Below are 212 nucleotides of genomic sequence, written 5' to 3' on the forward strand. Positions count from 1 at the left end.
ACTGATACATCTGCGATGCTTACATTACCCTCATTGGTCACAGTGAACGTGTACGTCACAGTATCAACATCGGCATCCGCGCAATTGTTTCCATTGGTATCATTAATCACGCCCGTCTTTACAATCGCAATGTCAGCTTCTTGACAAAGCGTCGTTACTGTTGGATCGTCTTCGGTCGTTAAACTCTCATCTGAAATATCTGATACAGGTCC

General features: G+C 44.3%; 1 protein-coding gene. It reads right to left on the reverse strand.

What is annotated here, in order from left to right; all coding sequences use genetic code 11:
• On the reverse strand, positions 1-212 hold a 212-nt coding region (locus tag ACY2RS_RS16105; protein WP_490099650.1), incomplete at both ends, for a DUF7507 domain-containing protein.

The sequence above is a fragment of the Patiriisocius sp. 208BN25-11 genome (genome assembly GCF_058147145.1).